The 23,024-nt window shown below is 48.9% G+C and carries 18 protein-coding genes and 1 other RNA gene; 13 read left to right on the top strand and 6 right to left on the bottom strand.

The window, feature by feature from the left end; translation table 11 throughout:
* Positions 1–99: 99 nt before the first annotated feature.
* Positions 100–1,053, top strand: a complete 954-nt coding sequence (gene meaB, locus QWY82_RS07890; protein ID WP_290261110.1) for a methylmalonyl Co-A mutase-associated GTPase MeaB — start codon at positions 100–102, stop codon at positions 1,051–1,053.
* A 90-nt stretch (positions 1,054–1,143) separates the two neighbouring features.
* Positions 1,144–2,166, top strand: a complete 1,023-nt coding sequence (locus QWY82_RS07895) for a LacI family DNA-binding transcriptional regulator (RefSeq protein WP_290261112.1) — start codon at positions 1,144–1,146, stop codon at positions 2,164–2,166.
* Here QWY82_RS07895 and QWY82_RS07900 read toward each other — a convergent pair.
* From QWY82_RS07900 to QWY82_RS07910, 3 genes are read right to left on the bottom strand one after another with little or no spacing between them, the layout of a single operon-like run.
* A complete protein-coding gene (locus tag QWY82_RS07900; RefSeq protein ID WP_290261113.1) occupies positions 2,163–3,251 on the bottom strand; it encodes a glycoside hydrolase family protein in 1,089 nt (362 codons plus the stop codon). The genes QWY82_RS07895 and QWY82_RS07900 overlap by 4 nt on opposite strands.
* Entirely contained in the window at positions 3,248–4,144 is an 897-nt protein-coding gene (locus QWY82_RS07905) for an ROK family protein (RefSeq protein WP_290261115.1), read from the bottom strand. The genes QWY82_RS07900 and QWY82_RS07905 overlap by 4 nt, the downstream gene beginning before the upstream one ends.
* A gap of 56 nt (positions 4,145–4,200) precedes the next feature.
* A complete protein-coding gene (locus tag QWY82_RS07910) occupies positions 4,201–6,636 on the bottom strand; it encodes a TonB-dependent receptor domain-containing protein (protein ID WP_290261117.1) in 2,436 nt (811 codons plus the stop codon).
* Positions 6,637–6,808: 172 nt separating this feature from the next.
* Between QWY82_RS07910 and QWY82_RS07915 the strand changes: the two genes are divergently transcribed.
* The 4 genes from QWY82_RS07915 to QWY82_RS07930 all read left to right on the top strand — a co-directional run bounded on the left by QWY82_RS07915 (position 6,809) and on the right by QWY82_RS07930 (position 10,786).
* Entirely contained in the window at positions 6,809–8,017 is a 1,209-nt protein-coding gene (locus QWY82_RS07915) for an MFS transporter (RefSeq protein ID WP_290261119.1), read from the top strand.
* A gap of 60 nt (positions 8,018–8,077) precedes the next feature.
* Complete coding sequence (locus tag QWY82_RS07920) at positions 8,078–8,536, top strand: thioesterase domain-containing protein (protein WP_290261120.1); 459 nt, start codon at positions 8,078–8,080, stop codon at positions 8,534–8,536.
* A gap of 187 nt (positions 8,537–8,723) precedes the next feature.
* Positions 8,724–9,947: a hypothetical protein gene (locus tag QWY82_RS07925; protein ID WP_290261122.1), complete on the top strand. Its 1,224-nt coding sequence runs from the start codon at positions 8,724–8,726 to the stop codon at positions 9,945–9,947.
* A gap of 92 nt (positions 9,948–10,039) precedes the next feature.
* The gene (locus QWY82_RS07930; RefSeq protein ID WP_290261123.1) at positions 10,040–10,786 is read left to right on the top strand and encodes a hypothetical protein; all 747 of its coding nucleotides are present in this window, start codon (positions 10,040–10,042) and stop codon (positions 10,784–10,786) included.
* Here the strand turns inward: QWY82_RS07930 and QWY82_RS07935 are convergent.
* The gene (locus tag QWY82_RS07935) at positions 10,783–11,928 is read right to left on the bottom strand and encodes a mechanosensitive ion channel family protein (protein ID WP_290261125.1); all 1,146 of its coding nucleotides are present in this window, start codon (positions 11,926–11,928) and stop codon (positions 10,783–10,785) included. The genes QWY82_RS07930 and QWY82_RS07935 overlap by 4 nt on opposite strands.
* Positions 11,929–12,033: 105 nt before the next feature.
* Entirely contained in the window at positions 12,034–12,792 is a 759-nt protein-coding gene (locus QWY82_RS07940) for a tRNA (adenine(22)-N(1))-methyltransferase TrmK (protein ID WP_290261127.1), read from the bottom strand.
* Positions 12,793–12,864: 72 nt separating this feature from the next.
* On the opposite strand from QWY82_RS07940, the gene QWY82_RS07945 reads away from it, so the two are divergent.
* From QWY82_RS07945 to QWY82_RS07970, 6 genes are all read left to right on the top strand, one after another.
* A complete protein-coding gene (locus tag QWY82_RS07945; protein WP_290261129.1) occupies positions 12,865–14,067 on the top strand; it encodes a PilT/PilU family type 4a pilus ATPase in 1,203 nt (400 codons plus the stop codon).
* A gap of 131 nt (positions 14,068–14,198) precedes the next feature.
* On the top strand, positions 14,199–14,981 hold the full coding sequence (locus QWY82_RS07950) for a substrate-binding periplasmic protein (RefSeq protein ID WP_290261131.1): 783 nt from the start codon (positions 14,199–14,201) through the stop codon (positions 14,979–14,981).
* A 77-nt stretch (positions 14,982–15,058) separates the two neighbouring features.
* The gene (locus tag QWY82_RS07955) at positions 15,059–15,508 is read left to right on the top strand and encodes a nuclear transport factor 2 family protein (RefSeq protein WP_290261133.1); all 450 of its coding nucleotides are present in this window, start codon (positions 15,059–15,061) and stop codon (positions 15,506–15,508) included.
* A gap of 310 nt (positions 15,509–15,818) precedes the next feature.
* Positions 15,819–18,098 carry an NADP-dependent malic enzyme gene (locus tag QWY82_RS07960; protein ID WP_290261135.1) on the top strand — a complete coding sequence of 760 codons (2,280 nt, stop codon included), beginning with the start codon at positions 15,819–15,821 and terminating at the stop codon, positions 18,096–18,098.
* A 19-nt stretch (positions 18,099–18,117) separates the two neighbouring features.
* Positions 18,118–18,288: a hypothetical protein gene (locus QWY82_RS07965; protein WP_290261137.1), complete on the top strand. Its 171-nt coding sequence runs from the start codon at positions 18,118–18,120 to the stop codon at positions 18,286–18,288.
* A gap of 4 nt (positions 18,289–18,292) precedes the next feature.
* The gene (locus QWY82_RS07970; RefSeq protein ID WP_290261140.1) at positions 18,293–18,955 is read left to right on the top strand and encodes a glutathione S-transferase; all 663 of its coding nucleotides are present in this window, start codon (positions 18,293–18,295) and stop codon (positions 18,953–18,955) included.
* A 325-nt stretch (positions 18,956–19,280) separates the two neighbouring features.
* Here QWY82_RS07970 and QWY82_RS07975 read toward each other — a convergent pair whose 3' ends face one another.
* The gene (locus tag QWY82_RS07975) at positions 19,281–22,004 is read right to left on the bottom strand and encodes a CHASE domain-containing protein (RefSeq protein WP_290261142.1); all 2,724 of its coding nucleotides are present in this window, start codon (positions 22,002–22,004) and stop codon (positions 19,281–19,283) included.
* A gap of 627 nt (positions 22,005–22,631) precedes the next feature.
* Between QWY82_RS07975 and ssrA the strand changes: the two genes are divergently transcribed.
* Positions 22,632–23,018: a transfer-messenger RNA gene (ssrA, locus tag QWY82_RS07980) on the top strand.
* Positions 23,019–23,024: the final 6 nt, after the last annotated feature.

Here is a 23,024-nt window from a genome sequence, read left to right on the forward strand (position 1 = left end):
GTCTAGGTAACATTTTTTTGCGGCTGCAGAACCGGCTTAGGACTGGCCTGAATTGCTCTGGCTTAGGTTTTTTTTATTCTAATTACTCAATGAAATTCTATGATTGACATAGCGCAGTTGAAACAAGGTAACCGTCGTGCTTTAGCCAAAGCGATCACCTTGGTTGAAAGTAAGCTCGACAGTCATCGCTTGGAAGCACAGGCATTACTTGAAGCGGTATTGCCCGACACCGGAAACAGCATTCGCATTGGAATCAGTGGTATTCCTGGTGTGGGAAAATCGACGTTTATCGAAGCCTTTGGCAAACATCTCATTAGCTTGGGCAAAAAAGTGGCCGTGTTAGCGGTAGATCCTAGCTCTCCGGTACGTGGCGGCAGTATTCTCGGCGATAAAACCCGAATGGAAGAGCTATCGCGTGAAGCTAATGCCTTTATTCGTCCATCGCCCTCCGAGGGTGCGCTGGGTGGTGTCGCGCAAAAAACGCGTGAAACCATGTTGCTGTGTGAGGCAGCTGGCTACGATGTGATTTTGGTGGAAACCGTGGGCGTGGGCCAGTCAGAATATGAAGTGGCTGCCATGGTAGATTTCTTTTTGGTGTTGATGATACCTAATGCGGGTGATGAGCTGCAGGGTATCAAACGCGGCATTATGGAATTGGCCGATGCCTTGGTAATTAACAAAGCCGATGGTGAAAGTATTAATCTCGCCACGCGCACGCAACAGCATTATCAAAATGCCTTCCACCTTATTCGCCACGGCACCTTTTGGACGCCAAGGGTGGAAACCTGTTCAGCATTGAATAAACAGGGTATTGAAAGTGTTTGGCAAATGATTGTGGAGTTCCAAGATTTAGCGATTGAGCACCAAGCCTTCGCTGCCAAGCGCGCTAAGCAAAATGCCGACTGGATGAAAAAGCTCATTCATCAGATGCTGGAGCAGCGACTGGTGGATAACCCAGCCATTAAGCAAATGATGACTGAATTACGAGCCGACGTGATCGATAATCGCGTAACGCCTTATAGTGCTGCAAAGACCATTCTAGACCTGCTCTAGCGCCATAGATTCGTCATCCTGCCTGTGTCACACTTGCCAATATTCGCCGGTTGAATGATTGGCGGTTTCAATGGCGGGCAGGAGATAGGTGTGGCCGATAAACCTAATCAGCAATACCCTCAGATGTCGGATATCGCGCGACTGGCTGGGGTTTCTAAATCCACTGTGTCTCGTGCTTTATCAGGGTCGAACTTGGTGAACCAGCAGACTCGCGATTTGGTGATGAAAATTGCCAAGGAACAAAATTATCGGCTTAACACCGCAGCGCGTAATTTCCGCTTAAAAGAATCGCTTACTATCGCGGTGTTGCTACCCAGCGCTATCGATGTCGACTTTAAATTATCCGACCCTTTTTTCTTAGAGCTGCTAGCCGCCATTGCAGAGGCAGTGGACGAGCATGGTCATCAATTATTGTTGTCTCGCATCGCACCGCAAGAGGGCGAGTGGATTGAGGCGTTCGTCGACAAGCGCGCGGCCGACGGTGTGATTCTCATTGGTCAGGGCTCGCATCACGACACTATTAATCGTATTGCCAGTAGGTTTAAGGCTATTTCTGTTTGGGGAGCAAAGATCAGTGATGATCAGAGCTACCCAGTAGTGGGCAGTGATAATATTTTAGGCGGCCGACGAGCGGCAGAGCATTTGTTATCGCGCGCGCGTAAGCGCATCGTTTTTCTAGGTTATAAATCCTTGCCTGAAGTATTGCAGCGCTACCAAGGTTATTGCGCCGCATTAGAGGCAGCGGGTTTATCGGTACTGCCCGAGCTAGTGGTGGAAGGCTGTTATGGCGAGGCCGATGGTTACAGCGCGATGTCGCAGCTTATTGATTCGGGATTGGTCTTTGATGGGGTTTTTGCCGTTAGCGATGTGTTGGCTATGTCTGCTATTCGTGCACTACAAGAAAATGGTAGAGCAGTGCCAGCTCAGGTATCTGTGGTTGGCTACGACGATATTAGTTTAGCGGCCTACTACAATCCACCGCTCACCACCGTGCACCAAAACCTCACCATGGGCGGTAAGGTGTTGGTGGACAATTTACTCGAAGCTCTAGAGGGGCGCGCGCCAGAGTTTATTAGCCTGAACCCCAACGTAGTGGTGCGCGGCTCAAGCTAATTGCGTTGCGCGATTAGCTGCTCAGCACGGCTGAGATCTTTAAGATCTATTGTAAAAGGCGCGGCAAATGTTAGCGGTTTATTTGCCACTTCTGTGGTTGGTGATATGCACGATAACTGCTCGGCTTTGAAATTTGTTTGCAACACTGTCATTGCAAAATAATTGGGTGTATTGCCAATTACGCTGGTGCTGGTGCCGCCTGGTTGCCAAGGACCGGTGAGCGAGTAACTACTGTATAGGCGCATAGTTTTTTCAATTTCGTGATCGGGCTGCTGTTCCGACGTTCGTGTGGAAGCGGCGATAATCAGTAAGTAGCGCGACTTGATTGGGTCCACATAAATTTTTGGAATTTCGAGTTGGCTGAAAGTTTGCGCGTCGGGCAGGGTAATAGGCGCCATGAGTTCGTTAATTTTGATCTGGCCGCCCTCTAAACTCAAGCGTGCTAAGCCCATCGCGTTTTCCGTGGCCGACTTCTTTGCCGCCCACGCCATCATTAATTGCCCTGCCAAATCATAAAACATAAACGGGTCGCGCCAAGCCAATATAGGGCCGCCTGCTTCACCTTGATGACTACCTAGGTTTTCACGGTTATCAAGATAGTAGCCTTTGGATCTAATAAGCTCATAGTCACGTTCTGGGCATAATAGTAACTGTTGGCTACCTAGTGTTAGCACCATGCCATCATCAGAAAGCCCTGCAGCCAAGCTTTGAACGAAGCTGTGTTGGGCTCCCCGCTCGCGCAACCCTGTGTAACCGAAGAGCCATTGGCCGCTGTTTAAACGCATCACCGAGCCGCTCCAAATACTTCGGCTATCGTGGCCGTCCTCGGCTTGTTGGTGTTGTTGAAACACACCTAAATCTTGCCAGCTGAGTCCCGCATCATCGGAGCGGAAATGGCGAATGTGGAAGGGGTGGTTATTGCGAGTTTCGGCCTTAAGGGGTGTGCCGTCCGCTAAGCGGCGACTAACCGCAAGGCAATACAAATGCAGGGCATCGCCGTCGGTGCAAGACCAAGCGTCCCAAAGGTGTAAGTCTGGGTGATCAATGCCTTGTACAAAGACACCCTCAGCGGGTTTAGGAATCATAACGGCTGTCCTGTTAAATAAGTGTTTGCCAAATAAAACGCACCCACTAAACCGGCGTCGACGTGGCGCGGTGGCTCGATAAATTGTTCTATGCCCGTGCGGAAACTGTGTCGGCCGAGGTAGGTGCCAACGTGACGTTGAAAAGCTTTTTGTAATCGTTCGTACATACCTGCCCGCTGCATAACACCACCACCCACCACCAGCGTGTGAGGTGAATAAGCGAGGGTAATGATGTGACATAAGGTGGCGAGGTGGTGCGCAACGTTGTCCCACAATGGGTGATCTGTCGGTGCGTTTTTTGGCTCGATCTGCCAGCGTTTAGCCAGAGCTGGGCCGCAAATGAGCCCTTCGATGCAGCCCGCATGGAATGGGCAAGTGCAGTTTGGTTCGCCCTTGATAGGGATGCTATGTAAGTGGCCAAGCTCAGGGTGTAGCTGGGTACTAAGGCTTTCGCCTTTGTTGCATAAACCCACACCCAACCCGGTACCTAGTGTTACATAGGCGAGACTGAGATCCTTAAAGCCACGGGCATGGTACTCGGCTAATGCGGCGGCATTGACGTCGGTGTCTACACGGATAGGGCAATTAAATTCCAATAGCGCAGCGCGTAAATCCGCTCCACTCCAGCCTGGCTTGGGGGTGTCTAATAGCTGCCCATAGTGTGGACTGTTTGGATCTATACACACGGGCCCAAAGCTAGCAATGCCAATCCCGGCCAAAGGGCCATAGGTATTAACGGCGTCGCGCAGGAATAGTTGGCAGGCGCGTAGAGTTTCACTCGGCGTTGTCGTGTCAACTCGCGTTTGCCTCAAGGGCTGGTCGACACGGTAACCCACGGTGAGATTGAATTTTGTACCGCCCGCTTCGATGGCGGCAATAAGTGGTGTTTGCATCTGGGGCTCCAAAAAAGCCGGACCTTGTACAGGCCCGGCAACCACGAGAGGTCCGATCAGAATTGATATTTCAGAGCGAGGTTAGTGGAGCGACCTGCAATTGAGCGCCCGCGCACATAGTCAACGCCAGCGATTGTCGTCGGCGTGTTTTCTTCAGCTTCGGTAACGCCGATGGCGTTGGTCAGGTTGTTGATGGATAGCGTTGCCGTGAAACCTTCTGCCAGTTGGTAGCGCATAAAAGCATTCAAGTATGCATAGCCTTCAAGTTTGTAGTCATTTGCATCTTGCGCATAGGAGTCACTAGTACCAATCAAATTTAATCCAACGGCGTGCTCCTGCCAGTTATAGGTAGCATTAGCGGAGTAGACAAAATCGGCTTGGCGACGAGGTTTATTGCCGATCAAGCTGGTATCGTTCGAGGCACTAATTTCGGCGTTGGTCCAGGTTACGGTACCGAACAGAGATAGATTGTCGAAGTTAGCAATGGCCTCCAGTTCTAGTCCGGTCGATTCGTATTCGCGCAAGCGTGCCGTATTGGTACTGCCATTGGTGCCTTCTGAATTGACATCCTCGGTTTCCACATAAAAGGCGGTGGCAAAAATGCCGAAGCCATCGTCCTCGTGTTTAATACCCATTTCGTATTGGCGCACTTTATTTTCTACCGCACCATCGATAACGCCACCATTTTGAATAAAGCCACCGTCTCCTAGGCGATCGGCGTTAGCCCGCCCACCCTCACTGACGTTGGCAAAGAGTGCTGTGGCTTCGGTGAGCAAATAGTTCAAGCCTAATGCGTAGGAGTTGTAGGCCCAATCGTAGCGATATTGAGAGCCGGCGATGGCCGCTTGCGAGATAACTTGAGCCTGACTTTCTGCCAGTGAAATAATGCCGTCGCCGTCAAAATCGATGGCGGCGTTGCTGCCAAAGGCGTAGTGACCAATTCCTTCACCGTCGTCGTGACGCACACTGGCACTCAATATAAGGTTGTCTTTAATGTCAAAGCTACCGGCTAGGTAAACGGCATCCACTTGAGTCGACAACTCTGTGTCTCGATAGCAGCAGAAGCCCCAATCCGGCGCGCCGTACGCCACTAGTCCGCCCGAAGTGAGTGCGGTATTACCTTCATAGGCATCTAGCAGTCGAACATCGTCCGATACGTCCGCTAAATAGGTTTGCCAGTACCAATTGACATCCACGTCTTGGCTCGCGGTGTAGTAGCCACCGGTAATTTCAAAATTTTCGAACCGTTTAGTCAGGCTGATGTCGTTGGTGAAGTTGTCTAAACTTTTGATGTCGTTATCGAAGCTGCGAATATTTTGAATCAAACCGTTACCGTTGAGGTTGCTCAATTCACTGGCACTCAATAACTGGCCGGCGTTTGCCCCAGAGGCATAGGCCAAGCCATCGGCATTCACCAGTGGACTAGAGATAGCTGCTGGGTTGTCGGCACTGCCAAGCGCTGCGGTGAAGGCGCCAAAAAAGCTGCCACTGTTTTGTGCCAGACGAATCTTTTCTCTTAGGGTTAAAGTTTCGGTTATATCTATCTCAAACTCACCACCGATGACTGAAGATTTGACTCGGCTGCCGTCACCAATACTAGAGTTTCGAATGCTTGTACCGCCGTCGCCGGTGCGTGCCCGCAATAATTCGGTGGGTATATTGGAGCCGGTGAGTGCATCGAAGCCGTTGATGCTGTCGCCGCTGGCCAAGATCGGCATGGGCAAGTAAGTACTGGTTTGGTCATCCAGCATTTTTACGTAGACCCGCGCGTGGCCATTGTTGAAACCACGGCGCACGCTTAATTTAATTTGGCCACCTTCATTGCCGTTGAAGCCGGTTTCGCGAACGCCTTCGCCCTGGCGATAGTAACCACCTACATGAAAGGCCCAGTCGCCTACGGGCGCGCCATACTCAAAATCTAAGCGAGTGCTGTCGTAATCAAGCCCTGTACTAACGCCCACTGAGCCGCCTTCCTCTTCTCCTGTTTTACTCACGAAGTTGATCACGCCTGCGGGTGAATTACTGGCCATGGTTGCAGCGGTAGAGCCTTTAAGTGCTTCAATACGGTCTATGCTCCAGTCATAGCTAAGAAAGTTATCGGCATTGCCGACAATAACATCGCCAAACTGAAGAACCGGAAGACCATCTTCGTGCAACTGTAAAAACTTGCCGCCGCCAGAGGCCACAGGGATACCGCGCACCGAGATGTTGGTGTTACTTTCGCCGGCCGATGATTCAGAGCGGATGCCGGGAATAGAGCGGAAAATTTCGGTGGTAGAGCGCGGCACGGCTGTGTCTATTCGGTCGCTACTCACGGTGGTGATAGATGCAGAACTGTCCATTTTGGACTTGGCGCCTGGTACGGCAGTAACCACCACTTCTTCTAGCGCCAGAGTTTCAGCTTGAGCGAGTGACGTTGTTGCTAGGGCCAATCCTGCAATTAGCCAGCATAAAGGATGGCGTTGAAAACCTTGGATATTAGTTGTGTGCATTGCGTTGCTCTCCGGTTATTTTTTGATTATCAGCAGCCTTTAGGAGTGAGGCTTATCTTATTACAACCGATTGCAATACCTATTGCAACCGGTTGCATTGATTATTTTTTGAGCTTACACTCCTTCTCGATAAGTATAAATAGTAGCCAAAAGGCACACATGAGGGCTTTCCATGTCACATTACACACCAGATGCCGCCAATAACCGGGCCATCAAACTACTCACCTTTTTTATGTTCCTCATTTTTGCGATGACTACAGATGCTGTTGGGGTCATTATTCCAGAGGTCATCAAGCGCTACGATCTAACCCTTACCCAAGCCGCCACCTTTCATTACGGCACCATGATTGCGATTGCCGTGAGCGGGATTTGCCTCGGCTTTCTTGCTGACCGGTTGGGTCGAAAGCCTTCTATTTTGATAGGTTTAGCCTTGTTTGCGCTGGCCTGTTTTCTATTCATGGTCGGCAACAGCTTTGCCTATTTTCTGAGCCTCTTATTGGTCACCGGTGTTGCCATTGGTATTTTTAAGACTGCGGCGCTTGCCCTAGTGGGTGATATCTCCAGCAGTAACCGCGAGCACACCTCGACCATGAACTTGGTAGAGGGCTTTTTTGGTGTTGGTGCGATCATTGGTCCTACGCTTGTGACCTATTTACTGAGCCGTGGCGTGGACTGGACTTATGTTTATCTGGTGGCGGGTATTTGTGCGGTACTGTTGATTGTATTGGCTTCGCGAACCCGTTATCCCGAGCATATAAAACCGCAGGAGCCCGTGCGTTGGACTGCTGCCTTTGGCATGATGCGCGACCCATTTGCTCTATTTTTCTCGGGCGGTATTGCGCTCTATGTGGTGGTTGAGGCGGCAATCTATGTATGGATGCCGACGCTACTGCTCGACTACGACGGCCACTGGACTAGCGTGGCCACCTATGCTTTGTCGATCTTTTTCATCTTCCGCGCCGCCGGCCGGTTCTTGGGTGCCTGGATTTTGTTGCACCTAGATTGGAAGTTGGCCATGGTGCTGTTCACGGGCGGTATTTTTGTCTGTTACCTGTTAAGTGTGTGGCTTGGTGTGGACGTAGCACTTTGGCTTTTACCTTTGTCGGGTTTATTTATGTCCATTGTCTACCCCACCTTAAATTCCAAAGGTATAAGTTGTTTCCCTGTATCCGAACACGGAGCCGTTGCCGGTTTAATCTTATTTTTCACGGCAGTCGCTGCAGCTTTGGGGCCACTCCTTATGGGGCTGTTAGGAGATGCCTTTGGTCACGTGCGTTTTGGCTTTCTGTTTTGTTTATTATGTGCGGCCCTGCTGTGGTTCGGCGCTGTTTATAATTGGCTGAAAGACCCAGCGCGCCAGCGCTTAAATGCAGATTACTAATTGGGCTGTCTGTTGAGTGAAAACCTTTTACAATAGCGGTTTTTCTGAGCAGACACCGTCATGGATCTTGTGCAAGACAGCCAATTACTGACAGATTTTTTTGATCATCAACTCCCCATTACAGAGTTTATGGGCCTAGGCGTCGAGCGCTACGATGGCAGCCAACTTATTTTGCACGCGCCACTCGGCCCGAACATCAACGATAAATCCACAGCCTTTGGTGGCAGCCTTTACAATGCAGCGGTTATGGCTTGTTGGGGCATGATCTATTTAAAAACCCAAGAGGCGGGCTTGGTGTGTAATCAAGTGGTGGCCGAAGGTCATATTAAATACCTCGCCCCTGTAAAAGGCGATATTTATGCCAGCTGCAATGCCCCCAGCGAAGTCGACTTAGCGAAGTTTTTCGAGCGCTTTAACTCGAAGGGCAGAGCCAGCATAACCCTAAGTGCGGTGATTGAGTGCGGTGGCAGGAGGGCTGTGGAGTTTGAAGGGCGTTATGCGATTTTAACGGTGGAATAGCACCTAACTTGGTACGTGTGTTTCTATTGTTCTCAAGAAATTGCATGGCATTAGGTGTACACACCAGATGGTTCACCATGAAATACCCAAAATCCGGAAAATCGACTAGAGCCTAGGATTTTCTCGGCTTATAATTTCGGCTGGGTGCCCCTTAGGGCAAGGAGATTTACCAAAAGGACTTAATCCTATGCTTCTCGATGACAAGCCGCTTCAACCTTCCCATCTAATCGCTGGTTCTACTTCGGGTAAACCTGTTTATATTACGCCTCAAGCTAAGCCAATTTATGATGAGCTTTACCGTTTGGCAAAACGCAATAATTATTGGGCGCAAGTCACGATTAAAGGAATCCAAGACCTAGCTGCTGGTCGCTTACACAAAAATAACATCTTCGTTCATCCAGGTAGTCGTCGTCGAGATGGCCGCGAAGAGTTTGTCGTAGTTTTGCCTGGCTGTAAGGTTACGGCTGAAAAATTGGACACAGATGGATACAAGCTTCTATTTTTTGAAGCTGACTCGAATTATTTCGATGTGACTAAGGTTGAGCAGCGACCCTCAATGTATTCAGTAAGTAAAGTTCGAGATAATTGGGCCGCTAATCTTTCTAAGTCCGGAAAAATCAGGGATGGCGAGGATCGTGTTGTAGCAATTGGTGACTCAAATAACTCTCAAGTGTCAGACGCTATTGAAGTTGCTGCAATTGCTGCAGGTAGTACTCCTTCTTACGGTGGAGATGTAATTAATAGAAAGGGATTCGATTATCACTTCACTCCTGGAGTTCGTTCGTTAGGTGGCTTGAAAAATCTCAGGAATGCACTTAGGCCGACTGATAACATGGCAATAAATGATTCTGCCTTGATGTTGGCCAAATCTATGTACGACGCTAGAAATCAGGAGGGCGTGTTATGGGTATCTGAAAGGGGTGGATCAGCAGTATTGACACAGGCATTGCGTGTACTCGCTGATCAAGGGCTAAAATTAAATAAGCACAGTATTTTTATGGTTGAGCCTAATACATCGTCAGATGATGCCCTGAAGCAAGCGCACCGGTTACAAATGAAGTTGGGTCGAGAAGTAAGTAAAGTTGGATTTTTAAACGTTGTGGGTAATCAAGGTCAGCCTCGTGCGATAATGGCTAGGTTAAGAAGTGAGCAGTCTTATAACTTAACGAAAGCTAGTGTGGATCTTGTAAAACAGGGTGTATCTATACAGGGTGGTATTGGTGCTATTACAACTCTGTCGGGCTATATGCTTTTGGCTGGAGGCATTAGTATGACCGGTCCAGCGCTACCTGCGGCATTGGCGTTTATGGGAGCAGTGGCGTCCGGAGTTTTAGGTGGAATATCAGCTGCAAGCTCTGTAGTCGAGCAAGTTGCCCCTCGGCTTCACAACCAAATTAAAGGGAAATTGTAATGCTTGGTCTGTTCATTCATCCTCGAGCTAGGTTGAGGCGAGTGCATAATCCTTCACGTCTTATTTGCCCGGTTGCAAAGACTATGCGGCCTGTGAATGTAAAATTGGACGGTGCATTACTAAGTTTTAAAGCGCCAATTCATTACCCGGCAAATTCATCGATTACCTCTGAGCGGTCGCCCAAAGGTGATTCCTTGGTGGATTTTGGTTCTGAGGCTATTTCCAAAGAAAATAATTTTTTAATTAATGAGTGGTCGCCTTGTTTTCGAGCTTGGTCCTTTAATGCCCCTTGGTTCGCAGGTTATGCTGCGTCACTTTCCATGAGATTGTCGGTGTTAGAGTTTCCAGAACTTCCAGAGCATGCAACTTATTTTAACGCTCAGGCATTCAAATATGGTATTGGTAGCTTTCTAGAAAGTATATTTGGTCAAACCATAGTTGAAGGAGAGGTTCCTTATCCTGTAAAAGGCCCCCTTAACTGGAAAGTCAGAGGCCATACGCGCCTTCCCTCAGCCTCTTTGGAGATGATGCATGAAAATGGAACTGATAAAGAGCTTTTTTTCTTTACTCCTTTAGAGCGCAATAGAATAGTTTGTTTTAATTTCTTCATGCGTCGTTACTGTAAAGTAAACTCCGATCAAGATGCTGATGCTATATTTTTAGAGATGAGCTCATTGGCAGAGCGAATTATTACCTCTGTGCATGTCGAGTTTAATTCGAAATCTGAAATGCAGATTAAAAGCGTGGAGGCGGCTGGCCAAGCACAGGAGTTAGACTCGAATTTTCCGCCTATTCAGTGGGGTGCGGAGTCTAAAACACCGCTTACCTTACCAATCTAACCCTCCGATCTAACCTGCGCCTCCAGTAGCGCAGGTGTCGCCAGCGAAATATCTGCTATTACCGATGCGGTGTACACCGCTTCGTTAACCCTGTAGGCAGTGCCCATTAGGTGCTTTCTTAACGTCGACGTGTGTTTGGTATTGGGAATGCGTTCTAAATAAAACCACAGGGTGTACTCCAACGCGTAATCCCCGGCGCTTGTCAGCGCCCATTCAAACATTTTGTTGTTGTTAATCTTTACGTCTTTGTTGCTGGCGCAGGCTTCAAAGGCCTGCCGGAACAGTTGGTCAATTTTGTTTTTGAAAATATTGAGGTGTTCGGTTTTTTCTTTGGCTGAGGTTCCGGTAATACCTGGGTAGCCAATTTTATAGGTGAGGGGTTGGCGAATGCCGTCCGTACTCGCGATTCGGCTTAAATTATCGATTTTACTTTGGGTGAATTGGCTATTGCGAATAAGTGTTCGGTGGTTATTGCGAATATCGTACAGAATGACGTAGATCAGCGTCACTTTGCTGATCACGTATTCGTCTGGGTGGCGGTCGATAACCACGACGTCGCCGTCCTCTAAGATTTCGGTATTTAAAATGATTAGGCCGCTAATAATATCGGGCGCCCAAATGGAGCTAGTGAAAGCCAGGAAGGCGATTAGGATACCGAAGATGCCGGTCGTTTCTAATAGGCTATCGGCGCCCCAGATTTTAATAATGACGTAGAGCGTCGTTAAGGTTATTACCATCAGTAGCAGTAGGTCGACCAATCGGCTGCTATAGGTGTCTAAGAAAATCTTTTTCCCGTCCAATACTTTTTGATGGCCAAAGCGCTTGCGAGAAAAATAGCTGGCGAGGCTGTTGACGAATAGACCACCGTAAATGGCCATTAGCGACAGGCCAACATTGATGAAATAATTTTCGTAGCCGACGTTGGTTCTTATGAGAGCTAGGTCTAGCACATGCAATACGAGAACAAGAATATTTAACGCGCGAAAAACTTTTATTCTGGTATCGCTATCTATGCCGGCCTGTACCATTTGCAGTAGGGGCCGAGCGAATATTAACAGCGCGACATTTGTTAAAAATATCAGCGAGTGCACCAGCCACTGGGTATGACTTAATTCGGGTAGTATCCATTGGATGGCATCCATGCGTAGCCTCAAATTGATTGCTGAACGGGAGCGACTCAAGAGTGGCTATCATTCATTAGTTAAGCGGTTTATGTCAAATAGATAGGTTTTTTTGTTGGCCGGTGATTATTCCAGCTGCTCAGCTTGGGCGCGGTAAAGCGCGGCGACTTTTTGCGCTTTACCGCTGCTACAGTTCTTGGCTTGATCACTGTAGTGCTTTGCCATTTTTGCTAAATAGGCGTGGTGATCTTGATTTTTCGCCTGCCAGTGTTGGCCAATAGCTGAGATGGCCGTTTGTGCTGCCGGATTTTGGTAACTGACGTGTAATATTTCGTAATTCCAGCGTTTTTCCTTAATAAAACTCTCTTCTAGCAGCTTGAAATTATTGGCGATGAGAAATTCGCGCAATTGATACTGGGCGGTGTTCGGGCAGAGCAGAAAGTCTATCCGTTGTGCCTGATAACGGCCAATGATGTTGCCGATGATAGACGCGGCTAGTTCTCCACCTATGCCGGCCAGTACGACCAGATGCCTGTGGCTAGAGTCTAATGCAATGGAACCGGCATCAGCGCAAGTCACGCCGTAGTGTTGTGTATTAAATTCGCCTAAGCGTGAGCGCAGATCCGTCATCAAGTGCGCCACACAATCGACAAATTCAACCCGGGGCACCACTTGCTTGCGGAGTAATTTCACGCCCAAGTAGCCGTGATCACAACAGCAATCCCATACTGTGTCGTAGAGTTCAGCGTGCGTTTGAATCAGGTCGAAAAGCCGCTTGAGTCTGGGTTTCAATCTAACTCTGGGCTGTGGCGTTACAAGGGTTTTTTCCATAGTGTCGATAAGACTAATACATTTGGTGGGTTTCGCGCCATTATAGCAATTCACAGGCCATTCCTGAGCAGGTAAATGGTTAAAACCTACCTATACTTGTGCCTATGTCGATAATGGAAGCCTGTGATGAGCACGCCAATAGATAATCTACTCAGTATTCTCGCGAAGAAAGATGGCTCAGATTTATATTTAAGCACCGGTGCTCCGCCCTGCGCCAAGTTTCAGGGTCAGTTAAAGCCACTTAGCCAAACCCCCTATACCGCCGGTGAGATAGAGGCAATTGCCGAAGCCATCATGGATGATGAGCAGCGCAAGACCTTTGCTTCGGAGTTGGAAATGAATTTAGCCATTTCCATTGCGGGTGTTGGCCGGTTTCGCATCAATATCTTTAAACAGCGCAATGAAGTCTCCATTGTGGCGCGTAATATCAAAGCTGAAATCCCCAAATTTGAAGACCTTCGTTTACCCGAAGTGCTAAAAGAAATTATCCTCACTAAGCGGGGCTTAGTTCTGTTTGTAGGCGCTACGGGTTCGGGTAAGTCCACTTCGTTGGCGGCGCTTATTGATCATCGCAACAGCACGAAAGCCGGGCACATTATTACCATCGAAGACCCGGTGGAGTATGTGCACCGGCATAAAAAGTCGATTATCAATCAGCGCGAAGTGGGTGTTGATACCCGAAGCTTTCGCAATGCGTTGAAAAATACCCTGCGCCAGGCGCCGGATGTGATTCTTATCGGTGAAATTCGCGACCGCGAGACCATGGAGCATGCACTCGAATTTGCCGAAACTGGGCATTTGGCGATTTCCACTCTGCATGCCAATAACGCCAATCAGGCCCTAGAGCGAATCATTAACTTTTTTCCCGAAGAGCGGCGGCCACAACTGCTGCTATCGCTATCGCAAAATTTGCGCGCTTTCGTATCCCAGCGTCTCATTCCCACCATTGACGGCAAACGCTGCGCCGCCGTGGAAATTCTCATCGGTACCAAAACCATACAGGAGATGGTTTACACCAGTCGCTTCCACGAAATAAAAGAAATTATGGAGAAGTCGGAAAATTTGGGTATGCAAACCTTCGATGGCGCCTTATTCCACCTGTTTAAGGAGGGGCGTATTAGCCAAGATGAGGCCATCGCCAACGCCGACTCCGCCAACAACTTGCGCCTTCGCATCAAACTCGATAGTCGCAAGGTGGGTGCCGAATCGCCAAACCCAGTAAATTCAACGCCGGCAGAGGCGGACAAGGCTCCCGGTCTGTCCTTTGGCAGCCTCGCTTTGGAGGAGATGGATAGTGATGAGGATGAGGAAAACGGCATCTACAAATGAGGTTAAGTTCTCAATACTGTACTAATATTGTTGAATTGGGCGCCAAGTTTATTGCGCAGTGATAGGATAGCCGACCATAAAATTGCTAGCGAGTGGTTGTTAAATACAACATCGAGGGGTTTAGGTAAAACATGTGTAGGCCCGTCGTTTGGCTCTTCAGCTTAGCCTTGTTACTTGCGGCCGGTGGTGGTTGGGCGGAGGGTGCGGACAAGAAAAGTATCGTTATCGGCATGGGTAATTTCGAGCCTTACTTTATTGCTGAAAGCGAGACCGGGATATTTACGGATTTAATTAACGCCGTGTTCGTACATATGCCTGATTACAGGCCCGTGTATAAATTTGGCTTTGGCAACACCGCCCTGTGGGCGAGTTATGAAGCCGGGCGAATTGATGCCGTTACCAATCTATTTGATTTAATACAGCTCGAAGGGTGCCGTACAGATCCGGTATTTCTGTACCGCGATGTGGCCATTACCACAGCCATTAATGCCCCGTCGATTGAGTCTGTTGCAGATCTGGCCGGGCTCAGCATCGTGACTTTTCAGGGCGCAAGTAAATTCCTGGGGCCTGAATTTACCAGCGTTATTAGCGCCGATAGGTACAGCGAAACAGAGAAGCCGGAATTGCAGGCGCGCATGTTAATGGGCGGTCGCTACGATGTGAGCGTTGGTGATCTTTTGATTTTTCTAGATGCGCGAAAAAAGTTACGGGCTAGGTCGGCAGCCAATGATGCGGATTTTCCGATAGTCGTTCACGACATTTTTCCTCAGATATTGGCTCGCATGGGGTTTAGAAATCAAGCCTTATGCGACGCGTTTAATAGCGGTCTGGAAAAGATTAAAGCTTCGGGCGAGTACTCGGAAATCTACCGTCGTTACTATCAGGAATATAACTTCACGCCCATTGAACATTAAATGCCGCTTGCGGCGCGTGTTTGCCAGTCCTCTTGTAACCTTTTCTGTTTCTATATCCACCGAGTAAGAGCGTGATTATGAATACCAGACCTTACCTATTCATGGCCTTTATCTTGTTGTTTTCACAACCTGTCTTTGCTGACGATAAAGAACAGTTAACGCAGTTATTGCACCATTTTTTACAGGGTGTCGATAGCGCTGCGCAGCACGATCGCTTTTGGGCAGAGGATTTAATCTACACGAGCTCTTCGGGTAGTCGCTTTGGCAAAGCCGAGATTATGGCAGGTTTCGCACCGGCGGATGCTACCGAACAGGACAGCACCGCCGCGCAGACTTACGCGGCTGAAGATATTGATGTAAGGCTCTTCGACACAACAGCGGTTGTTGCCTTCAAATTGGTCGGGAGCAGTGCAGGCCAAGATGGCGCCGAGCTAACCTATTATTTGAATACCGGTACTTTTGTCAAGCGCGCAGGGCAATGGCGAGCAGTAGCATGGCAGGCGACAAAAATCCCTGAACCTAAGTGAATCACACGCGAAAATAGCCGGCACTATCAAGAGTCAAGAAGGTGCAAAAAACTAGCACCAAATGGACTTTTATTTTTGGTCCACTTTTTTATAGGTAATGTCCACCCATGCTGGGCATTTGCGCCATTTCAATCTGTAAATATAGCGCCACCCTACCTGCCTGGGCTGACTACATGGCGCGCAGGCTTAGCCTAATGTTATGATTGCTGCCCTTGAGATTGCAATCGCCCCCTTTTATTAAGCACGTTGCACCCACGGCTGCACCATGCAATCGAAACTTTCATTCGCGTTAGGTTACCCAGAGGTAAGCATGTCAGACGATCGTCAAATACCCAGCCGCCATCCCGCTCTTGATTATCATGAATTTCCTAAGCCTGGGAAATTGGAAATCAGGGCCACTAAACCCTTGGCAAATGGTCGGGATTTGGCGCGTGCTTATTCGCCCGGGGTGGCTGAGGCTTGCTTGGAAATTGTTAAAGATCCTTCGGCGGCAACGCGCTACACCGCACGAGGAAATTTGGTGGCGGTGGTGAGTAATGGCTCTGCCGCGCTAGGCTTGGGTAATATCGGCCCGCTAGCGTCTAAACCTATTATGGAAGGCAAAGCTGTCTTATTTAAAAAGTTCGCCAATATTGATTGCTTCGACATTGAGGTAAACGAAAGCGACCCAGAAAAGCTGGCCGATATTGTTACCGCCCTCGAGCCAACCTTTGGTGCGATAAACCTCGAAGATATTAAAGCGCCGGATTGCTTTATTGTTGAAAAGCTATGCCGCGAGCGAATGAATATACCGGTGTTTCACGACGACCAGCACGGCACGGCAATTGTGGTGGGCGCGGCAGTAACCAACGCCTTATTAGTGGCCAATAAGGCCTTCGCAGATATCAAAGTAGTGTCTACCGGTGGTGGCGCCGCAGGCATTGCCTGTTTAAATATGTTGGTGAAGTTGGGCGTGCAGCGGAAAAATATTTGGCTGTGTGATATCGATGGCTTGGTCTATCAGGGCCGTACCAGCCAAATGACCGAGCAGAAAGCGGCCTTTGCTCAGGCCAGTGATTTACGCAGTCTTACTGACGTCATAGGCGGCGCAGATTTATTTCTAGGTTTGTCCGGCCCGGGTGTGTTGAGTCAAGATATGGTGAAAAAAATGGCGCCAAAGCCCATTATTTTTGCGCTCGCAAATCCCACCCCAGAAATTATGCCCGATCTTATTCGCGAAGTTTCGCCAGACGCCATCATAGCGACCGGTCGCTCAGATTTCCCAAACCAAGTAAATAACGTTTTATGTTTCCCGTTTATTTTTCGTGGCGCCTTAGATGTTGGTGCTACAGAAATTAACGATGCCATGGAGTTGGGTTGCGTTGAAGGTATCGCGGCGTTGGCGCGCGCCTCGTCCAGTGCCGAAGCGGCGGCAGCTTACAAGGATGAAAGCTTAAAGTTCGGTGCCGATTACCTTATTCCCAAACCCTTCGATCCGCGCCTGTTAGCCACGGTTGCTTGCGCGGTGGCCAAGGCGGCAATGGAAACCGGCGTTGCCACGCGACCGGTAGATGATCTAAGCGCCTATAAAGAAACATTAAATCGCTCTGTGTTTAAATCGGCGCTTATTATGCGGCCCGTGTTCGAAGCTGCTCGACAAGCACAGCGCCGCATTATTTTTGCCGAAGGTGAAGATGAGCGGGTATTGCGCGCTACACAGGCGGTTGTTGAAGAGCTCAATTACAAGCCTATTCTCATTGGCCGGCCAGAGGTGGTTGAGTCGCGCTGTGAACGCTTCGGCTTATCGATTCGTCCGGGGGTGGAATTTGAACTCATCAACCCCGAGCACGATGATCGTTTTCGCGATTACTGGTCTAGCTACCATCAATTAATGCAGCGCAAAGGCGTGACGCCAGATCTTGCCAAAGCCATCATGCGCACAAACGCTACGGCTATTGCAGCTGTGGCGGTTCAGCGCGGCGATGCTGACTCAATGATTTGCGGCACCTTCGGTCAGTACCTTTGGCATTTGAATTATGTGGAGCAAATAATTGGCTCCAGTTCACTGCGCTCAGTGGGTGCTTTATCGTTAATGCTAATTGAGAGCGGGCCACTATTTATTGCTGATACCCATGTTTTCCCGGAGCCAACACCGGCGCAAATTGCCGATATCGTAACAGCCGCAGCCAGGCATGTGCGCAGGTTTGGCTTGAAGCCGCGTATTGCACTGTGTTCGCAATCGCAATTTGGCAATATGCAGTCTAACTCGGGTCGCACTATGCGTTCTGCCATTGAATTGCTGGATGAGAAAACGGTCGATTTTTCTTATGAAGGTGAAATGACCTTAGATGTGGCCTTAGATCCTGAGTTGCGCCAGCGCATTTTCCCCAATGCCCGTTTTTCTGAGCCAGCTAATGTTTTGGTGTTTGCCAACGCCGACGCTGCAAGTACCGCGAGGAATATCCTGAAAATGTGCGCGAGCGGTTTAGAGGTTGGGCCTATATTGATGGGCATGGGCAATAAGGCGCATATCGTTACGCCTGCTATTACAGCTCGTGGTTTACTGAATATTGCCGCGCTTGCGGGAACGCCGGTGCAGCACTACGGCTAAATCATTGCGTGAGGGCTTTATGAGTAAAACGATTGTTAAATTTGAAATAGAAAAAGAAACCAAAAATAGCGTGCGCTATAAAGAAGTGCCCGCTGAAGGTACGGCTCCCATTATTGGTAGCCTGTATGTGCAGAAGTGGTTTGCCGGCGATGCCAAAGTGATAGAAATCAGTATCGATAAAAAGGCTTAGTGCTTTGGCTGAACAGCAAAGATCGCTACCTATTCTGTATTCGTTCCGCCGCTGCCCTTACGCCATGAGGGCGCGGTTGGCGCTGAAAGTGGTAGGGCTTGATGTGTACATCAGGGAAATATTACTCAAAGACAAACCAGAGCCAATGCTCGCCATTTCCCCGAAGGGTACTGTGCCGGTAATGCTGTTGCCCTCGGGGCGGGTTTTGGATGAAAGTCGAGACATCATGGCTTGGGCAGCATCGCAATCTGGTAGCCAGAAATTGGCAGCGGCGGAACAGGACGCGCTTCAGTGGTTAGACCTAAATGACGTAGAGTTCAAACAACACTTAGATCGCTATAAATACGCAGATCGATACCCAGAGCACCCAGCAGAGTTTTATCGCGCAGAGGCCGAGGTCTTTTTGTTGCAGCTAGAGCAGCAACTGCAGTTGCAACAAAAGCAAGGCGTATCCCAATTTTTATTGGGTTCTACGTTAACGCAAGCTGACATTGGCATTTTTCCATTCGTTCGGCAATTTGTAATGGTCGACCAGCCTTGGTTTGAGAGCGCGGACTATGTGTGCGTTAAACGCTGGTTGAATTTTTGGTTGGGGTCTAATGTTTTTGCTCGGGTAATGCAGCGTTACTCTCCATGGAAAAGTACGGATGTCGCTACGATTTTTTAGCTGTTTTTAGGCGAATTGTTCATCGTTTTTTTCTTTGACCTCAAACAGTTGGGTAAAGCTAGGGCACCTCTGAATAACTCCAGTACCTCTCTGGCTTACAGCAATTTTTGTGAGCGCGGCGCAGCTTCGAAGGCAGACCGGGGTCTGTCGAGAAGTTGCAACAAAGCGCACGGAAATTGCTGCAAGCCTCGAAGAGCGTGGCCTGGAGCCGTCATCCGCGGCGTTGGTATTCTTGCTAAGGACTAGGGCCATTAACTGCGAATCCCGCCTTGCGGCTAACAGCTCTAGGCCGCGCAGAGTGGTGCCGGAGTTATTTAGAGGTGCCCTAGGCTTGTTTGCCGTCTAATTTACAATGCTTCATGACCTTTTTAGCTAGGTCTGCCTCATCGATTGGCTTAGCGATATGATCGAGCATACCCGCCTCTAAACAGGCGTCAACGTCGGTGCTAATGGCGTTGGCCGTCATGGCGATAATGGGGATGTGGTTGGTATTTGGATCTGCAATAATTCTTTTCGTTGCTTCAATGCCGTCCATTACCGGCATTTGCAGATCCATTAAGATCAGGTCTATCTCATTATTTTCTTTGAGAAACTCTATAGCAGCTAGGCCATTTTCGGCAACAAAAACCTTAGCGCCGAAGTCTTCAAGTATATAAGTTGCTAGCTCTTGGTTAGTGGGTATATCTTCCACCAACAAAATACGTATGCCAGCCATTAAGGTGTTATTTGGCGGATCGTCCGATGTAATTTTCTGTGCTTCGTTGTGGTCTGTATCGCCGATCTTAAAGCAAAGTTGCACGGCTATTTGCGTGCCTACATTGACTTGGCTTTTAAGGCTGATAGTTCCGTCCATCGTTTCAACTAATTTTTTGCAAATAGCTAGCCCAAGGCCGGTTCCACCATAAAGCCTTTCTATCCCCGTTTCTGCTTGTGAAAAAGCGCTGAATATCTTTTCTTGTTGATCCGCTTCAATGCCAATGCCAGAATCTATCACCTTAAACTCTAAGGCTAAGTGTTGGTCATCCACCTCTTCATTGGTAACCTTCAGTGTGACACCACCGCTACTGGTAAATTTGATGGCGTTGTTGCATAAATTGATGAGTATTTGCTCTAGTCTTAAGGGGTCGCCGATGAGTTTGCTAGGTATTCTTTTATCTAAAGAAAGTTGGAAGAAAATACCTTTTTCCTCCGCTTGGTGAGAAAATATTGCCGCTAGCTTGTCGATAATATGGGTTAGGCTAAAGCTAATGTTTTCTAGCTCTATTCGTCCGGATTCTATTTTTGAATAGTCCAATGTGTGGTTAATTAATGACATTAATGTGCTAGAGGCTAGCTGAGCCTTGTTCAAATGGCTGCGTTGTATTTCTGACGTTGGTGTTTTTAATGTTAAGGCGATAAATCCCATAACAGCATTCAATGGCGTTCTTAGTTCGTGGCTCATGTTATTGAGAAAATTTGTTTTCGCGCGGTTTGCTTTTTCGGCCGATATTTTTGCTTTATTCAGCTCGAGTGTTTGTCGGTCCACCTCTGATTTAATATTCTCTGTGGTTCCGGTAATGAGTAGAATAAATGCTTGAAATAGAGCCGCCAACAAGAAGCCAAACGTGAGAATGCTCCAGCTTGTCCAATCTTTCGATCCGAGCTTATACTCCACATCCGCGTATACAGTAACCTCCAATTTTCGTCCGCCAAATGCCAGAGGTATAGTGTTCGGTTCAAGGCCAAACAGTTGCGGGCGAGGTGTTTGATACAGGGTGATGCTCGAGTCTGAATTGGTGATGTCTACAATGCTTGCGCCATATTTCTTCTCGGTAAGTTGCTCCACTAAGGTGTCGAGTAAGCCGTTCATTTGAAATACGCCACTAATAAAGCCTACTGCCGCGATGCTTGGGTTTGTGGCAGATAATGGAGTTGCCGAGAAAATGGGTAGGTAGAGGATAATCGCTTTTTGTTCGCGGCTACCTTGTACCAAGGTGATGGGCGCCGTCGCCAGCGGCTCGCCCGTGGCGTTGGCTCGCAGTAATAGAGGGAGTCGCTGGGGTAGGGAGCTCAGATTTAAGCCAAGCGCTCTTTTATTTGACGCCAGCGGGTAGATAAAAAATACGGGATAGTAAGTAGATTGCTCGGGTGATTTTACTAACGCCCCTTCACTATTGAGATCTCTAAAAACAAAATCAGGCGAGATGTCTTCCTGTGCGAGCTTTTCGAATAAGTGGCGCTTATCTGCGCTGACAATAGGCGTCCAACCAATGCCTTGGAAAACGTCGTCATCTTCTAGAATGTAGGTTGAAAAACTTTCGAAGTCTGCGGCAGTGATAACCTGCGAACTGTTGAAGAAAGCATTGTAAGCTAACAGCTTGTTTTTCGAGATACTAAGGCGCTCGTTCAAACTTTGGCCGAAAGTGCGCGCCGCATCGGCGATATTACGTTGCGCGATTTCTGTTTGATTGACGGTGGAAAGATAAAATAGCAGGGTTATGCCTAAAAAGATCGCGGCCGTTGGCACCGCAATTTGCCATTTTCTGATGCGGGTAAAGCGCTTTTGGCGCGAACAGAGGACGATTAACATGGGCGCAAACAGCAGTGTTCCTATGGTATCTCCCGCCCACCAAGTTAGCCAAGTAAAGGTAATATTTGTCGCGTCTATTACGCCTAAGCTGGATAAACTGCCGGTCCCAACGCTGGCTGCAACCAAACAGCTGATAGGGCAAACCACGAGAGTGAAGCGGATGATACTGACGGGGCTATCAAATAAGGTATTGGTTAGCAGGCGAGTGAATAACCAATAGCCAACATAGGCCTGCAAGCTCGCGCCCAAGGCAATGCTGGCGGGCAGAGTAAGCATGTCAACCGTAATACCCTGGTAGCCCCCCGCAACCACACCCAAATTCAACGCGAAAGAGCCCAGCCCAATGCCAATGCTTGTAAAGACTCTCGGATAGAGCAGCATGGCAGCCAGCGCGACCCCAGACGCCGGCCAAACGGCGGAGGCAAAGCCGGGGGGAATAGCCAACACGAGACCATACTTACCGGCAATAAAATAGGCCATACCCGACACGAGAGTTGCGGTTAGAGGCATAAGTAGAGGAGTTGTAATACGCATCGCATAAGGTTAGTAGAATACCTCCCCAGTCGCCTGATTAAGTAGGTAAACCAGCCTGCTCGTCGGCCTTTCACGCCTTTAGTGGCTATAGCCTTGCAATTAGCCGCCGCTGCCCATAGATATAGATACGTGGAGCACCTATAATCCACGCCCGGCCGCCAAATGGCGCCGACCAATAGCCCAGCGCTCTTGGTGTTCTCACCGACACAACTTAGTCGCTTCTGACCGCTCGCAAGAGCAGCAGACAAATTCTTCCTTCAGCCACGTGGTGGCGAAAGGAAAGATCTTTCAACGTAGCGTTGTTCTAGGCTCGGCAGGCAAAGTGAAATGTGTGAATGCACCCAGTGCACAAACCATTGAACTGACACCTCAACTCTGTGTCTAAAGCAGGTACGTAGAAAGAAACTTTTCAAGTGCAGTGGTGATAGGCAAGGCGCCCAAGGCACTAAAAGCGGATCGCTACAGGACGTAGCAGATTAGAGCAATGCAGGAGCAATTGCCGCGCGTACATTAGTACGTGAGCAGTTTAGTGACCGCCGGGCAACGCAGCTTAGCGCCATTACACGCAGAAAAGGGGCCGATTAGGATTCGACGCCGGTAACAAAACCCGATGTGCATGTCGTGAGGGTAGCCAATCACGTAAATCCAAAGCTGCAAACTATTAGTTGCCAACGATGACAACTACGGTGCTCAACTAGCCGCGTAAGCGGTCTGTGAAGCACTTCTAGTGGGTTCGCCCCTAGCGGTCTCTAACAAGGTGCCAGTACCGCGTTAAAGACTGTCATATAGAACTGGATCGTCGTGAAGCCTGCCTGGGGTGGATCTACTAAAACTTATCAGGATCGCGTTTGACGTCTCGCCCGCTGGGCTGTCATTCGCTAAATCAATAAGCGGTTCTAAACATGTAGAGCTGACGGCGGAGTACTGGCGGACGGGGGTTCAAATCCCCCGGCTCCACCAATTAAG

This window comes from Simiduia curdlanivorans, assembly GCF_030409605.1.
GTDB classification, from domain to species: Bacteria; Pseudomonadota; Gammaproteobacteria; order Pseudomonadales; family Cellvibrionaceae; genus Simiduia; species Simiduia curdlanivorans.

Excerpts from the sequence above, each read along its gene's own strand:
- QWY82_RS07900 (WP_290261113.1), bottom strand. The coding sequence starts at position 3,251 with ATGATTCCTAAACCCGCTGAGGGTGTCTTTGTACAAGGCATTGATCAC.
- QWY82_RS07935 (WP_290261125.1), bottom strand. The coding sequence starts at position 11,928 with ATGGATGCCATCCAATGGATACTACCCGAATTAAGTCATACCCAGTGG.
- QWY82_RS07960 (WP_290261135.1), top strand. The coding sequence starts at position 15,819 with ATGTCAGACGATCGTCAAATACCCAGCCGCCATCCCGCTCTTGATTAT.
- QWY82_RS07945 (WP_290261129.1), top strand. The coding sequence starts at position 12,865 with ATGAGCACGCCAATAGATAATCTACTCAGTATTCTCGCGAAGAAAGAT.
- QWY82_RS07920 (WP_290261120.1), top strand. The coding sequence starts at position 8,078 with ATGGATCTTGTGCAAGACAGCCAATTACTGACAGATTTTTTTGATCAT.
- QWY82_RS07975 (WP_290261142.1), bottom strand. The coding sequence starts at position 22,004 with ATGGCCTATTTTATTGCCGGTAAGTATGGTCTCGTGTTGGCTATTCCC.
- QWY82_RS07950 (WP_290261131.1), top strand. The coding sequence starts at position 14,199 with ATGTGTAGGCCCGTCGTTTGGCTCTTCAGCTTAGCCTTGTTACTTGCG.
- QWY82_RS07955 (WP_290261133.1), top strand. The coding sequence starts at position 15,059 with ATGAATACCAGACCTTACCTATTCATGGCCTTTATCTTGTTGTTTTCA.
- QWY82_RS07925 (WP_290261122.1), top strand. The coding sequence starts at position 8,724 with ATGCTTCTCGATGACAAGCCGCTTCAACCTTCCCATCTAATCGCTGGT.
- QWY82_RS07910 (WP_290261117.1), bottom strand. The coding sequence starts at position 6,636 with ATGCACACAACTAATATCCAAGGTTTTCAACGCCATCCTTTATGCTGG.
- QWY82_RS07965 (WP_290261137.1), top strand. The coding sequence starts at position 18,118 with ATGAGTAAAACGATTGTTAAATTTGAAATAGAAAAAGAAACCAAAAAT.
- meaB (WP_290261110.1), top strand. The coding sequence starts at position 100 with ATGATTGACATAGCGCAGTTGAAACAAGGTAACCGTCGTGCTTTAGCC.
- QWY82_RS07905 (WP_290261115.1), bottom strand. The coding sequence starts at position 4,144 with ATGCAAACACCACTTATTGCCGCCATCGAAGCGGGCGGTACAAAATTC.
- QWY82_RS07915 (WP_290261119.1), top strand. The coding sequence starts at position 6,809 with ATGTCACATTACACACCAGATGCCGCCAATAACCGGGCCATCAAACTA.